The 13,405-nt window shown below is 65.3% G+C and carries 12 protein-coding genes; 3 read left to right on the forward strand and 9 right to left on the reverse strand.

The features are described from left to right. Positions 1–60: 60 nt before the first annotated feature. From J3485_RS16635 to J3485_RS16660, 6 genes are all read right to left on the reverse strand, one after another. Positions 61–330 (reverse strand): HPr family phosphocarrier protein, encoded by a 270-nt coding sequence (locus J3485_RS16635; protein WP_206954699.1) that lies wholly within the window; start codon positions 328–330, stop codon positions 61–63. A 31-nt stretch (positions 331–361) separates the two neighbouring features. Continuing rightward, on the reverse strand, positions 362–898 hold the full coding sequence (locus J3485_RS16640; protein ID WP_206954703.1) for a PTS sugar transporter subunit IIA: 537 nt from the start codon (positions 896–898) through the stop codon (positions 362–364). Positions 899–1,100: 202 nt separating this feature from the next. Next, entirely contained in the window at positions 1,101–2,057 is a 957-nt protein-coding gene (gene gshB, locus J3485_RS16645; RefSeq protein ID WP_206954704.1) for a glutathione synthase, read from the reverse strand. A gap of 114 nt (positions 2,058–2,171) precedes the next feature. Further along, positions 2,172–3,461, reverse strand: a complete 1,290-nt coding sequence (gene gshA, locus J3485_RS16650) for a glutamate--cysteine ligase (protein ID WP_206954706.1) — start codon at positions 3,459–3,461, stop codon at positions 2,172–2,174. Positions 3,462–3,743: 282 nt separating this feature from the next. Next, complete coding sequence (locus tag J3485_RS16655; protein ID WP_206954707.1) at positions 3,744–5,204, reverse strand: ammonium transporter; 1,461 nt, start codon at positions 5,202–5,204, stop codon at positions 3,744–3,746. 39 nt (positions 5,205–5,243) lie between these two features. Further along, a complete protein-coding gene (locus J3485_RS16660; RefSeq protein WP_206954710.1) occupies positions 5,244–5,582 on the reverse strand; it encodes a P-II family nitrogen regulator in 339 nt (112 codons plus the stop codon). Positions 5,583–5,960: 378 nt separating this feature from the next. Between J3485_RS16660 and J3485_RS16665 the strand changes: the two genes are divergently transcribed. After that, entirely contained in the window at positions 5,961–6,215 is a 255-nt protein-coding gene (locus tag J3485_RS16665) for an accessory factor UbiK family protein (protein WP_206954712.1), read from the forward strand. 157 nt (positions 6,216–6,372) lie between these two features. After that, the gene (locus tag J3485_RS16670; RefSeq protein ID WP_206954714.1) at positions 6,373–7,998 is read left to right on the forward strand and encodes a YifB family Mg chelatase-like AAA ATPase; all 1,626 of its coding nucleotides are present in this window, start codon (positions 6,373–6,375) and stop codon (positions 7,996–7,998) included. 613 nt (positions 7,999–8,611) lie between these two features. Here J3485_RS16670 and J3485_RS16675 read toward each other — a convergent pair. Beyond that, positions 8,612–9,184: a hypothetical protein gene (locus J3485_RS16675; RefSeq protein ID WP_206954716.1), complete on the reverse strand. Its 573-nt coding sequence runs from the start codon at positions 9,182–9,184 to the stop codon at positions 8,612–8,614. Between the two features lie 278 nt (positions 9,185–9,462). On the opposite strand from J3485_RS16675, the gene J3485_RS16680 reads away from it, so the two are divergent. Continuing rightward, on the forward strand, positions 9,463–9,993 hold the full coding sequence (locus tag J3485_RS16680) for a TlpA disulfide reductase family protein (protein WP_206954718.1): 531 nt from the start codon (positions 9,463–9,465) through the stop codon (positions 9,991–9,993). Between the two features lie 7 nt (positions 9,994–10,000). Here the strand turns inward: J3485_RS16680 and J3485_RS16685 are convergent, their stop codons facing one another. Both J3485_RS16685 and J3485_RS16690 read right to left on the reverse strand, forming a co-directional pair. Next, entirely contained in the window at positions 10,001–11,392 is a 1,392-nt protein-coding gene (locus tag J3485_RS16685; protein ID WP_206954719.1) for a sigma-54-dependent transcriptional regulator, read from the reverse strand. A gap of 40 nt (positions 11,393–11,432) precedes the next feature. Continuing rightward, positions 11,433–13,379, reverse strand: coding sequence for a sensor histidine kinase (locus J3485_RS16690; RefSeq protein WP_206954720.1), 1,947 nt, complete (start codon positions 13,377–13,379; stop codon positions 11,433–11,435). Positions 13,380–13,405: the final 26 nt, after the last annotated feature.

The following is a 13,405-nucleotide window of genomic DNA, read 5'->3' on the forward strand; positions in this document are numbered from 1 at the left end:
GAACGAAAACGCCGCGGCAAAAACCGCGGCGTTTTCGTTCAGCCGGCACGGGCCTGACGTTTATTGTCCCTCGCCAAATTTATCCGCGATGAGTTTCAATAGCGCGGCCATTGCGTCTTGCTCGTCGGGCCCCTCGGTTTCGATCGCCACGGTGCTGCCAATTCCGGCTGCTAGCATCATGACGCCCATGATGCTCTTCGCGTTGATTCGGCGCCCGTTGCGCGTCATCCAGATTTCCGATTGGAAGTTGCCGGCGAGTTGCGTCAGCTTGGCCGATGCGCGTGCGTGCAAACCCAACTTGTTTACGATCGTCGTTTCTTGTTGAAGCATGGGCTCGTCCTGAGAGGCGAAAGGAGAAAGGTCAGCGTGCGGGGCCGATCGGGTTCGCCGCGCTCGCCGGCGGGACCACAGCCTCGCCGGCCGTGACACCTGAACACGGCGCGAGGATGGGCACGCCCGGCGGCGCGCACTCCGCCTCGGCGACGGGTTTGCCCGCTTGATCCGGCGCAACGAGCGGCCCGATCAGGTGCATCCCCTTCGTCGCGCCCGCGAGCGCTTTATCGACGAGCGCATCGAGTTCGCACGTGCGATAGCAGACGCCGCGCACGAGCATCGGCAAATTCACGCCGGCGAGCACGCGCACGCCCGGCAGCGTAGCCAGCCGACTTGCAATATTGGCGGGCGTGGCGCCGAATATGTCGGTCAGCACCAACATTCCGTTCTCCTCGCGCAAGCGCTCGATCTCGCTGTGCGCGAGCGCGACGACCTGCGTGGGATCGCTGTCGGGCAATACGTCGATGGCGCCGATGCGCGCGGGCAACCCGCCGTAGATATGCGCAACGCACTCCTTCAATGCCGAAGCGAGCGGCGCGTGCGCGATGATCAGTATGCCTGCCATGTCAGTCTTACAACGAAAAACGCCTCAAAGGGCCAGATCCAGATGGACGCTAACCCTGGGCGCGCGTGCGCCGCGGCGTACAGATGCGAGTCAAGAGCCTTCGCACCGCGCACCTTGCGGGCGAACCGTTTCAGGAGACGGCCATTGTAGCAGGCACGTCTTTCGCGAAACCGACCGGCCCGCGCGCGAGCGCCGGGCCAGCTTACCCGGCCGCGCGCTCGAGCGCGTCGGCGAACATCGCGGCGACGTCGAAGCCCGTCTGATCCATGATCTCGCGAAAGCAGGTCGGGCTCGTGACGTTGATCTCGGTCAGCCAATCGCCGATCGCGTCCAGGCCGACGAGCAATAGCCCACGCGCAGCCAGCACGGGCGCGAGCGTATCGGCGATTTCCCGATCGCGCGCGGTAAGCGGCTGCGCGACCCCAAGACCGCCCGCGGCCAGGTTGCCGCGCACCTCCCCGCCTTGCGGGATGCGTGCGAGCGAGTACGGCACGCTTTGGCCGCCGATCAGCAAGATGCGCTTATCGCCGGCGGCGATCTCGGGAATGAATTTTTGCGCCATGACGGAGCGGGCCCCGTCGTGGCTGAGCATCTCGATGATCGAACCGAGGTTCATGCCCTCGCGCGTCACGCGAAATACGCCCATGCCGCCCATGCCGTCGAGCGGCTTGAGAATGACATCGCCGTGCTCGGCATGGAATGCGCGCAGCCTCGCCGCGTCGCGCGTCACGAGCGTCGGCGCGACGAACTGCGAAAATTCACCGATCGCGAGCTTTTCCGAATGATCGCGGATCGCCTGCGGCTTGTTGAACACGCGCGCGCCCAAGCGCTCCGCCATCTCGAGCAGCCAGGTCGAGGTCACGTACTCCATGTCGAACGGCGGATCTTTGCGCATCACGACGGCGCCGAACGAGGTCAGTTTTCGGGGCTCGTGCGGCCCGCTTTCGTGCCACGGATGGCGATGCAAGTCGGCCGTATCGCCGATGATGTCGACACGGCGCACCGTGGCTTCGACGTGCGCCGACGTCCAAGCCAGATGCTTCGGCTCGCACGCGTACACGACGTGGCCCCGGCGCGCGGCCTCGGCCATCATCGCGTAGGTCGAATCCTTATAGATCTTGAAGTGCGCGAGCGGGTCGGCGATGAAAAGGATGTCCATGAAACCCCTGCTGCCCGAATGCGGGCTCTCGTTCGTTGGATGCGTCGAACACGCGCGGCGCCGCGAGCATCGACCGCAAAACCGCTTGCCCCGCGGGTCCTCGCGCGAGTGCGGTTAGACCTGGATGGCTTCCGGGTCCGTCTTTTCGAGCTCGACCGACGCCGCGAGCAGCCCGAGCCGCGCGACGACGCCATACATGTAGAACCGGTTCGGCGGCGCCGCCCCTGGCTTGGCATGCGCATCGGGCAAGACCGTATGCTCGAAACCGAGCGGCACGAAGTGCATGCCGGGCGCGTTCAGGTTCTGATCGCGCTCGCGGCTGCCGTGCGCGCGATAGAAGCCGCCCACGACGTAGCGGTCGATCATATACACGACGGGTTCGGCCACTTCCTCCCCGATGCGCTCGAAGGTATAAACGCCTTCCTGCACGATGGCATCGTGCACCTGCAATCCGTCTTTGGTCGCCGACATGCGCGAGCGCTCGCCCTTCGTGAGGTTCGCTACTTCCGACGCGTCGTGCACGGTCATGACGCCACGCCCGTCGGTACCTGCATCGGATTTGATGACGACGTAAGGCTTCTCGCCGATGCCGTATTCGCGGTACTTGCGCGCGATTTTCTTGATGACGGCGTCGATCGCGTCGGTCAGCGCCTCCTCGCCCGTGCGCGCCTCGAAATCGACATTCTCGACGCGTGCGAAGTAGGGATTCACCATCCACGGATCGATTTCGACGAGCTTGGCGAACTTCTTCGCAACGTCGTCATAACAGGAGAAGTGCGTCGATTTGCGGCGCACGGCCCAGCCCGCGTGCAGCGGCGGCAGCACGTATTGCTCGTGCAGATTCTCGAGCACGGGCGGCAAACCCGCCGACAAATCGTTGTTGAGCAGAATCGAGCAAGGATCGAAATTCTTCAGCCCGAGCCGGCGCGGCGTGCGCTCGAGGGGCTCGAGCACGATCTTTTGCCCGTCCGCCAGCGGAATCGTCACGGGCCCGACGATGTTTTCGTCGAGCGTGCCGAAGCGCACGTTCAAGCCGGCCTGGCGCATGATCATCGCGAGCCTGGCGACGTTTTCGAGGTAGAACGCATTACGCGTATGCCGCTCGGGAATCACGAGCAGGTTTTTCGCGTCGGGGCAGATCTTCTCGATCGACGCCATGGCCGCCTGCACGGCGAGCGGCAGCACTTCTTCCGGCAAATTATTGAAGCCGCCAGGGAAAAGGTTCGTATCGACGGGCGCGAGCTTGAAGCCCGCGTTGCGCAAGTCGACCGAACAATAGAAAGGCGGCGTGTGCTCCTGCCATTCGAGCCGGAACCACCGCTCGATCGCCGGCGTAGCGTCGAGGAGCTTGCGCTCCAACTCGAGCAGAGGACCGTTTAACGCGGTAACTAGGTGCGGAACCATTGATGACTCGATGAACAGGTGAGAAAAAGATTGTAGAGCAATTGCCTGGCCGATTTGGGGGTGGTTTGGCCGAACGCAAGGGCCTTCGCGCAAGGCATTCTCTATTGACCCGATAGCGGACAGGGTCGTAGCGGCCGAGGCGTCGTCTGCGTGACGGCCGAGAAACAAAAAAGCCCGCCATGAAGGCGGGCAAAAGTCGCTACTGCTCAGTGATTCGGTTCGGATGCGCGGCCGCGGCGCAAGCCTCGCGGGCCAGCTCGCGGCTCGCAGCCGGTGATTCGATTATTCGACGTGTTCGCCGTGGAGCACGACGTCGAGACCCTCGCGCTCCTCCTCTTCGGCCACGCGCAGACCCATCGTGAGGTCGATGATCTTGAGCAGCACGTAGCTGAGGATGCCGCTGTAGACGAGCGTCGTCGCCACGCCCTTCGCTTGCAGCAGCAGGCTGCCGTCGGCGCCGCCGATGTCCTTGACCGCAAAAATACCCGTCAGCAGCGCGCCGATGATCCCGCCCACGCCGTGCACGCCGAAGCAGTCGAGCGAATCGTCGTAGCCAAGCTTCATCTTGAGCCAGGTTGCCGACCAGAAGCAGACCGCGCCGGCGATGAAGCCGATCGCGAGCGCGCCGCCGACGCCGACGTAGCCCGAAGCCGGCGTGATGGCCACGAGGCCGGCCACGGCGCCCGAGGCGATACCGAGTGCGGACGGCTTGCCCTTCGTGATCCACTCGACGAACATCCAGCCGAGCGCCGCGCAGGCCGTCGCCACTTGGGTCGTCAGCATCGCAAAGCCCGCACGGCCGTCGGCCGCGACGGCCGAGCCCGCGTTGAAGCCGAACCAGCCCACCCACAGCATCGCGGCGCCGATCAGCGTCAGCACGAGATTGTGCGGCGCCATCGCTTCACGGCCGTAACCGACACGCTTGCCGAGCACGAGCGCACAGACAAGGCCCGCGATACCGGCGTTGATGTGCACGACGGTGCCGCCCGCGAAGTCGAGAATACCGGCCGACGAGAGCCAGCCCGTCGGTTCCCAGACCATGTGTGCGATCGGCGAGTAGACGATGATCGACCACAGCGACATGAACACGAGCATCGCCGAGAACTTCATGCGATCGGCGAACGCACCCGTGATGAGCGCCGGCGTGATGATCGCGAACGTCATTTGATAGACGAAATAGACCGTCTCGGGAATCGTCGGCGCGAGGTGGCTCACCGTGAGCGTCGTCGCCTTGTCGCCGTGGATGTAGTTCATCCCGGACAGCAGGACACGGGAGAAGCCGCCGATGAAGGCATTGCCCGGCGTGAACGCGAGGCTGTAGCCGATCACGGTCCAGATCACGGTGACGACACAAGTGATGGCAAAGCTTTGCATCACCGTGGCGAGCACGTTCTTCTTGCGGACCATGCCGCCGTAGAACAGCGCGAGGCCCGGGATCGTCATGAACAGCACGAGCGCGGTCGAGGTCAGCATCCAGGCGGTGTCGCCCGAATTGATCTTGGACGAATCGACCGAGAACGGCGCGGTCGGCGCGGCGGGCGCGGCAGCGGCCGTGGCCGCCGAGGCGTCCGGTGCGGCGGCCGCGGAAGCGCTGCTCGCTTGGGCCGCGGCGGCGGGGGTGGAAGCTGCCGCGGCGGCCGCGGTGGCGGCCGGTGCCGACGAGGCGTCGTCGGCGAGCGCGGCTCCGACGCCGCTCGCGAGCAGCGTGGCGGCCATCGCCAAAGACATCAATAGTTTGCGCATCTTTCGGTTTCCTCTTTGTCTTTTTGTCGCTATGTCGATTTACAGGGCGTCGGCGCCTGTTTCCCCGGTGCGGATACGAATCACCTGCTCGATCTGCGTCACGAAGATCTTGCCGTCGCCGATCTTGCCGGTACGCGCCGCGCGCTCGATCGCCTCGATCGCCTGATCGACGATGTCGTCGGAGACAGCCGCCTCGATCTTGACCTTCGGCAGAAAATCGACGACGTACTCGGCGCCACGGTAGAGCTCGGTGTGGCCTTTCTGGCGCCCGAAACCCTTCACTTCGGTGACGGTGATGCCCGACACGCCGATCGCCGATAACGCCTCGCGCGCTTCATCGAGCTTGAACGGCTTGATGATTGCGGTAATGAGCTTCATGAAAGTCCTCTTTTCGTTGCGAAAACTGTGTTGCCGCGCAGCGCCGCCGACCATTCGACCGGCGTCGGGTGCCGGCCCCCGATTCGTGCGGCCACAAAAAGCAACTGCCGTGCCATGCGGCACCTGTCGGGCGCCGGACCCGACGTTCGCGCATCGGGCGCAAGAGCCGGTCGAACGGCCAACGACGGCCCGACGTGCTGGCGCGGCCCCTCGAACGTTGCTAGAGTGTTTGCACGCCCGGGATTCGGGTACGCACCAACGGCGCTCGTCGGTGCACGAGCGTGCGGCCTTGCGCGCACCAAGTTCGATCACGCGTGCTTCGTCGGCGCGAGTCGGAGATAAAGCTGCACATTTTTTGTGCAAAGAAGGGGAGTCACCATGAAGCAACCGAATGATTTTTTTCAGGATTTTCAGAATCGTATGGGCGAGTTGCTGAAGCACTCGCCGGCGAAGGATGTCGAGCGAAACGTGAAGGCCATGCTTTCGCAAGGCTTCTCGAAGCTCGATCTCGTCACGCGCGAGGAGTTCGATACGCAAACGCAGGTGCTGCTTAGAACCCGCACGCGCCTCGAGGAACTCGAGCACCGCGTGGCCGAGCTCGAGCAACGGCTCGCCGCGTCGCAGGAGTCCTAAGCCGCTCGCGCACCGTCCGCGCGCCCGCAACGGCGCACCCGCCCACGCAAGCGGGGCCTCGCCTCACGACGAAACACCGAGCCGCATGCCGCGCACGCCGCCGGCAGGCTCAGCCTGACGGCGCCGCTCGGATGCCGTCCGATCCGGAGAGAAAGCCATGTCGCTTGCCGTGGTGCGCTCGCGCGCGCCGGCTGCCGGCCGCGCGCCTGAAGTTACTGTCGAAGTTCATCTTGCCAACGGGCTACCCTCGTTTTCGATCGTCGGCTTGCCCGATCTCGAAGTGCGCGAGAGCCGCGAGCGCGTACGCGCCGCGCTGCAAAATTGCGGCTTCGATTTCCCTGTCCGCCGCATTACTGTCAATCTCGCGCCGGCCGACCTACCGAAGGAGTCGGGCCGTTTCGACCTGCCCATCGCGCTCGGCATTCTCGCGGCCAGCGCGCAAATTCCGGCCGATGCGCTCGGCGAGCGGGAATTCGCGGGCGAACTCTCGCTAACGGGCGCCCTGCGGCCGATGCGCGGTGCATTCGCGATGGCGTGCGGAACCGCGCGCAGCAGCCGCGGCATCGACCTGGCGCCGGGGAGCGCAGCGCCGAACGGCTCGGACGACGAGACAGAAGGCGGGATACGGCCTAGCGCTCTAAGGGAGCGGCCCGGCGCTTCACCCGAGTTGTACTTGCCCGCCGCAAGCGCCGGGGAGGCGGCGCTCGTGCCGGGCGTGGCCGTCTTCGGCGCAACGGACCTGCCTTCGTTGTGCGCACATTTATGCGGGGATCGAGACGCTCGGCTCGTCCCGATCGCGGCGTCCGTGCCGGAGCGAAAGGGATTGCACGCCGCGCCGCCCGACATGGCGGACGTCATCGGCCAATACGGCGCGCGGCGCGCGCTCGAGGTGGCGGCAGCCGGCGGGCATCACGTCTTGATGGTCGGGCCGCCGGGCGCGGGTAAATCGATGCTGGCGGCGCGGCTGCCGAGCCTGTTGCCGCCGATGACGGACGACGAAGCGCTCAGTTCCGCCGCCCTGCTCTCGGCCAGCACGCTCGGTTTCTCGCCGGCGCACTGGCGGCAAAGACCGTTCCGAGCGCCCCATCACTCGTCCAGCGCGGCCGCGCTGGTGGGCGGCCGCAATCCGCCGCAGCCGGGCGAAATCACGCTCGCGCACCTCGGCGTGCTGTTTCTCGACGAGTTGCCCGAATTCGATCGGCACGTGCTCGAAATGCTGCGGGAGCCGCTCGAAGTCGGCCGCATCACGATTTCGCGCGCCGCGCTGCAGGCTGATTTTCCGGCCGCCTGCCAGCTCGTCGCCGCGATGAATCCGTGCCCATGCGGCTGGCACGGCGATCCGGGCGGGCGTTGCCGCTGCACGCCTGAAATCGCCGCGCGCTATCTGCGCAAGCTGTCGGGCCCGCTGCTCGACCGCATCGATATTCAAATCGAACTGCCCGCGCTGACGCCGGCCGAGTTGTCCGCGCGCGCGGCCCGGAGCGGCGAATCGAGCGCGCTGGTTGCCAAGCGCGTCGCGGCGGCCCGCGAGCGGCAAATCGCACGCCAAGGCAAAACGAATCGTGATCTGAGCGGGCGCGAGGCCGACGAAGTCTGCGGGCTCGGAGCCGAAGCCGAAGCGTTGCTGCGCGAAGCGAGCGAGCGCTTCGGGTGGTCGGCGAGAGCCTACTACCGTGTGCTCAAGGTAGCGCGATCGATCGCGGATCTGGCTGGGGACGACGATCCAAATGCCGCCCACGTCGCCGAAGCCATTCAGTATCGGCGCGTGTTCGCCCCGCGTTGATCTGGACAGCGCGGTGTCGCCCCCAGCGTTCTGTCGGGCGCGGTACGCCTGATGGTACCGCCCCACCCTTTAGCGAAACGGCTCGCCCCGCGAGTCTCGGCGCCGTTGGCTCGAAGCGAGCGCGGCGCACCGCCGACGCGCCGATGCGCTCGCCCTCCCATTGCTCCAGCGAATGCGACACGACCAGCCCTCAATGTTGTCCCGACGTCATGTCAAATACGGGCCACATGGCGTAAACGACAGAATACAGACTTGTCTTTTCTAAAAATTAAGCTGAAAAATCCGCTGTCAAGACTTGACTTATACACACATGCGAGATTCGTCGGGCTGGACGGGTGTTTGAAGGCTACGCATGAATGATTCGTTTCAGCCAATTGATTTTAAAAGAATTTTTTAGTGTGCCGCGCTTATGAGCAACGAAGCAAGCGGCCCACTGCGCGGGCTTTTCGGACCCACAGCCATGATTTCCCCACAGAGTTATCCACAGTGTCTGTGGATAGCCCAAAAACCTACAAGAAATCCGGGGATTAGCGTCATTTCTTGCCACGCGACCTTCATTCGAATGCGCTGGCATCAAGCGTCGCTTCTAGCGACGCCTCGTCGCGTACTCGCCCTACTGGAGCGTCAGCGAGCCGAAGAATTGCTCGGACTGCTCTTGCGGCGGCGCATGTGCGGCAACGATGATGGCCTGGTACACGTGCCGCCCCCGCGCGGCGATCCACGCGTGAATCGTGCGCTGCTCGTGCGCCGCGCCGGCCCCGCCCGTCGCCACCACGTCGACGCCCGGCACTGCCGCACCAGCCGTCGCCGGGATTTTCACTGGGTGCTCGACCGGCTGCGAGCCGAGGTTGCGCGCGAGCGCGCTGCGCAAAGCATCGACCACGGCCTGGCGTAGCTGGCCATCGTCGCGCGGCAGGTCGATCGCCGCGATCGCGAAGACAGCGCCTTGCGCATTGGCGGCACGCACGTGCATCGGCAACGCGCTGCCGGCGATCTCGACCTGGCGCTCGTCGACGGTAGGCTTCGCGGGCAAATCGATCGCATAGCCTTCCGCCTGGTCGGTCACCGTGCGCCAGTTATAGGCCGGCGTGCATGCCGCGGCGAGCGCGATGGCGAGCAGCGCTTGGAACGCAACGAAGGGAAGGCGGCGCGCTCGCGAAATTCGCGATGGCAATGAAACGAGCATGACGGCCAAGCGGCGCTGCAACCGCGAACGCCGGCGGACAGACCAGCCGGAAAGACGAAAGCGCATAAACGGTAAAGGATCGAAAGGGTGCGTACTGCCGAAGCCGCCATTATCCGTCATCGAGCCGCCAAGCCTTGGCGCAGGGCGCAGGGCGCAGCAGTATCCGCCGGATTCGGCGAATACGGGTAAAATAGCGACGCAAAATCGCGCCGCTCGGGCTGCCCGCCATCGAGCCCCCGTATCCAGCCGGCCGCGATGGTCCGCACGAGGTCGTATCCATGAGCCAAACCCCTGCTTCACCTGCCCGCCGGGCCAGCCCCCTGCGCTATGTCGCGTTCGTCTGCGCGGCGGCCGCGATCGCGATCGCCGGCTATTTCACGTTCGGTCGCAGCCAGCATGTACCCGATGCCACGTTCACGCTGCTCTCGGGTCAAAAACTGACGACGTCCGACTTGAAGGGCAAGGTCTATCTGGTCAACTTCTGGGCCACCGACTGCGAGACCTGCATCAAGGAAATGCCGCAGATGGTCGACACGTACAACCGCTTCAAGGGCCGCGGCCTGGAATTCGTCGCTGTCGCGATGCAGTACGACGCGCCGATGTACGTCGTCAATTACACGCAAACACGCCAATTGCCGTTCAAGGTCGCGATGGACGACGGTAGTGCCGCCAAAAAGTTCGGCAACGTCCTGATGACGCCGACGACGTTCGTCGTCGACAAAAACGGCAAGATCCTCAAGCGCTATGTCGGCGAGCCGCAGTTCGCCGAGCTCGATCAGTTGCTGCAAAAGGCGCTCGGTTCCGCGTGAGCAGGCGCTAATCCCCTTCCTTCCCGGCCTCGCCGCGTTCGGCGAGGCCGTATCGTTTGATCTTCTCGTACAGCGTCGCCTTGCCGATCTGCAGTTCATCGGCAGCAGCCGATACGGCCCCGCCGTGCTGCTCGAGCGCGTCAACAATCGCCACCCGTTCGAATTGCTCGACCCGCTCCTTCAGCGAACGCGCGGACGAGGCATCGCTCGTTGGGCCGCCCGCTTGGTCACTCATCACACGCTCGATGCCCAGCACGAGCCGGTCGGCCGCGTTACGCAATTCGCGGACGTTGCCTGGCCAATCACGCGCCATCAGGTCCGCACGCTGGCGCGCCGTGAGGATCGGCGCGGGACGGCCGTAACGCACGGCGGCATCGAGGATGAAGTGTTCGATCAACGGCACGATGTCTTCCCGTCGCTCCGCGAGCGGGGGCAGATCGATCGTCACGACGTTGAGCCGGTACAGCAAATCGCGCCGGAAAGTACCTGCCGCGACGAGCGCCTGCATGTCGCCCTTGGCGGCCGCCACCACGCGCAGATCGACGTGCACCGGCTGGTTCGAGCCCAGACGCTCGAGCATCCCCTCCTGCAACACGCGTAGCAGCTTCACTTGCAGCGCCGGCGGCATGCTTTCGATCTCGTCGAGGAACACGGTGCCGCCCGACGCATGTTCGAGCTTGCCGATGCGACGTTTGGCCGCGCCCGTAAACGCGCCGCTCTCGTAGCCGAACATCTCGGACTCGAACATCGACTCCGGCAGCGCGCCGCAATTGATGGCCACGAATGGCTTGACCCGCCGCGGCGATAGCTCGTGCAGGCTGCGTGCAACGAGTTCTTTGCCGGCGCCCGTATCGCCGACGATGAGCACCGTCGCGTCGGTCGGCGCGATGTTGACGATGAGCCGGCGAACTTCGTCGATCGCCGCGCTGCGGCCGATGATGCGTGGCACGAGCGCATCTCGCTCGGCCAACTCGCGGCGCAGCGCCGCGTTTTCGAGTGCGAGGCGCCGGCGCTCGAGCGCGCGCCGCACCGTATCGACGAGGCGTTCGGCGGCGAACGGCTTTTCGACGAAATCGTAGGCGCCGTCGCGCATCGCTTGCACGGCCATGGAGATGTCGCCATGCCCCGTGACGAGGATGACGGGCACGTCGAGCGCGCGCTCGCGGCATTGCGCGAGCAAATCGAGACCGCTCGCACCGGGAAGCCGGATGTCGCTGACGATCACGCCGGCAAACTGCGCATCGAGGCCGCCGAGCGCGCTGCTCGCCGCCTCCACCGACCCGTAGCCGGCGACGGCGAACCCCGCCAATTGCAGGCTCTGCACGCTCGCGCGCCGCACGAGCTCGTCGTCCTCGATGAAGATCACCTGCGGGTCGTCTATCGTCGCGGTCGCGTTCATGCTGATATTGAAATTTGAGGAAATTGAAGCCGTAGCGGTATTAGCGAGGTCGCGCGGCGTCGGGCGGTGCCGCCGCCGTCGAACCAGCCGCCACCGTCGAATCGGCCGCGCGACGCAGCGCCAAGACGAACGCCGCGCCCCCCTCTGCTTCGTTGCGCGCCGAGAGCGATCCGCCGCAGTCGCGGGCGATCGACGAAGCGATCGCCAAGCCGAGCCCCAGGCCCTTGCCCGTTTCTTTCGTCGTAAAAAACGGTTCGAAGAGCCGCGGTAGGACATCGACGGGAATGCCGGGACCATTGTCGCGCACGGTAATCGTCACGGTATTGCTGCCGGCGTCGATATCGATCCAGAGACGTGGGGCGGCCATTGACTCGAGCGCATCGAGCGCGTTGGCGATCAGATTGATGAGCGCCTGCTCGAGGCGCAAACCATCGCAATACGCGGCGAGTTCCGCTTGCTCGGTGGCCAGATCGACTGGCGCGTAGCCGTTTGCGTCACACGGCTTTGTCCACGCCTGCGGATCGAGCATGCACTCGGGCCCGCACATGCGGACCTGCAGCGATACGCGCTGCAGCCGCTCTTGCAGCAGATGCAACGCGTTGCGCAACGCCGCTGCGACAGGCGAGCGCGCATTGCCCGGACGCGCGCGGCCGACGAACAGCTTGAGCTGATTCGTGATCTTGCCCATCCGATCGGTCAAGGCGCCGATCGCTTCGAGATTGTCTCGCGCATCGGCGAGTTCCCCGCGCTCGATGAGCACGCGCGTATTGTCGGAGAAGGTTCGCAGCGCCGCGAGTGGTTGATTGAGCTCATGCGTGATGCCGGCCGCCATTTGCCCAAGGGCGGCGAGCTTGCTCGTCTGCAGCAGTTCCGCGTGCGCGGCGCGCAACTCTCTCTCGGCACGAGAACGCTCGGCCACCTCGGTCTGCAACTGCGCGTTGGCGGCCGACAAATCAGCCGTGCGCTCCTCGACACGCCGGTTCAACTCCGCGTAGGCCTTTTGCAGCCGCGCGCGCCCCTTCACCATGTCACGCAGACGCGCGCGGCGCGTGCGCCAGTAGAACCCGAGCAAGCACAACGAAATGAAACCGAACCCGACCGCCGCCGTTGCATTGCGCGCGTCGTCGACGACGGAATCCACGGGCGCGAGCGTCATCAGTTGCCAGCCGGGACCGGGAACGGCGCGCTCGGCCAGCAGGTAATACGGCGACGCCCCGCGCGCGCCGACGCGCACGATCCGCGCATCGGCCGCATCGAGCGCGCGCACCGGCGTCATCGGCAGCCTGTTAATAGGCGCCCCGGCGTACTGGCGGGTCTGCTCGATCGAGGCCGCCACGGCGTCGGGTACCGCGCGCACCGCCCGATACTTCCACGCGCCCACCGACGACAAAAAAATCACACCGTGCTTGTCGACGACGAACAGCGGCTCGTTCGCGTCGGTGCCCGGAAACCACTCTAGATTGAGTTTGAGGACGGCTGCCCCGACGATGTGCCCGTTCCGATACACAGGCTGCGAAATGTAATAGCCGGGCACGTGCGACACGGTACCGATGCCGAAGAAGCGGCCAACGCGCGCGCCGATCGCATCGACGAAATACGGACGAAATCGATATTGCGCACCGACGAAGCTGTCGGGCTGCCCCCAGTTGCTGGCCGCAACGCATAGGCCGTCGGCGCGGATGATGTAGGTGACGTCGGCGTGCGCGTGCGCATTCGCGTCTTCGAGATAGTGGTCGGCGCGCGCGATGGCAGCGAGCGAGCCCGTGTCGAGCGCTTCGCCGACGGCGGGATGATTCGCCACCAAGTAGGACAGCGATTCGTAGCGCTCGAGCGTGTCGCTGAGCGCAGTGGCCGTGCGGTCTGCTCGCACGGCGGCTTGCTGCCGCAAAACGTCGATCCCGCGCAGCCAAGTGATGCGCCAGGCGGCGGCGCACACCGCGACGAGCGCCGCGGCGAGCACGAGAACGACGACGAGGCGGCGCGTCACGGTGGCGGATTCCGGGGCAAAAAAAC

Origin of the sequence: Trinickia acidisoli (genome assembly GCF_017315725.1) — a bacterium.
In the GTDB taxonomy this organism is placed as follows: Bacteria; Pseudomonadota; Gammaproteobacteria; order Burkholderiales; family Burkholderiaceae; genus Trinickia; species Trinickia acidisoli.

Bases quoted from the DNA above. Each gene is read 5' to 3' on its own strand.
- J3485_RS16635 (WP_206954699.1), bottom strand. From the start codon at position 330: ATGCTTCAACAAGAAACGACGATCGTAAACAAGTTGGGTTTGCACGCA.
- J3485_RS16640 (WP_206954703.1), bottom strand. From the start codon at position 898: ATGGCAGGCATACTGATCATCGCGCACGCGCCGCTCGCTTCGGCATTG.
- gshB (WP_206954704.1), bottom strand. From the start codon at position 2,057: ATGGACATCCTTTTCATCGCCGACCCGCTCGCGCACTTCAAGATCTAT.
- gshA (WP_206954706.1), bottom strand. From the start codon at position 3,461: ATGGTTCCGCACCTAGTTACCGCGTTAAACGGTCCTCTGCTCGAGTTG.
- J3485_RS16655 (WP_206954707.1), bottom strand. From the start codon at position 5,204: ATGCGCAAACTATTGATGTCTTTGGCGATGGCCGCCACGCTGCTCGCG.
- J3485_RS16660 (WP_206954710.1), bottom strand. From the start codon at position 5,582: ATGAAGCTCATTACCGCAATCATCAAGCCGTTCAAGCTCGATGAAGCG.
- J3485_RS16665 (WP_206954712.1), top strand. From the start codon at position 5,961: ATGAAGCAACCGAATGATTTTTTTCAGGATTTTCAGAATCGTATGGGC.
- J3485_RS16670 (WP_206954714.1), top strand. From the start codon at position 6,373: ATGTCGCTTGCCGTGGTGCGCTCGCGCGCGCCGGCTGCCGGCCGCGCG.
- J3485_RS16675 (WP_206954716.1), bottom strand. From the start codon at position 9,184: ATGCTCGTTTCATTGCCATCGCGAATTTCGCGAGCGCGCCGCCTTCCC.
- J3485_RS16680 (WP_206954718.1), top strand. From the start codon at position 9,463: ATGAGCCAAACCCCTGCTTCACCTGCCCGCCGGGCCAGCCCCCTGCGC.
- J3485_RS16685 (WP_206954719.1), bottom strand. From the start codon at position 11,392: ATGAACGCGACCGCGACGATAGACGACCCGCAGGTGATCTTCATCGAG.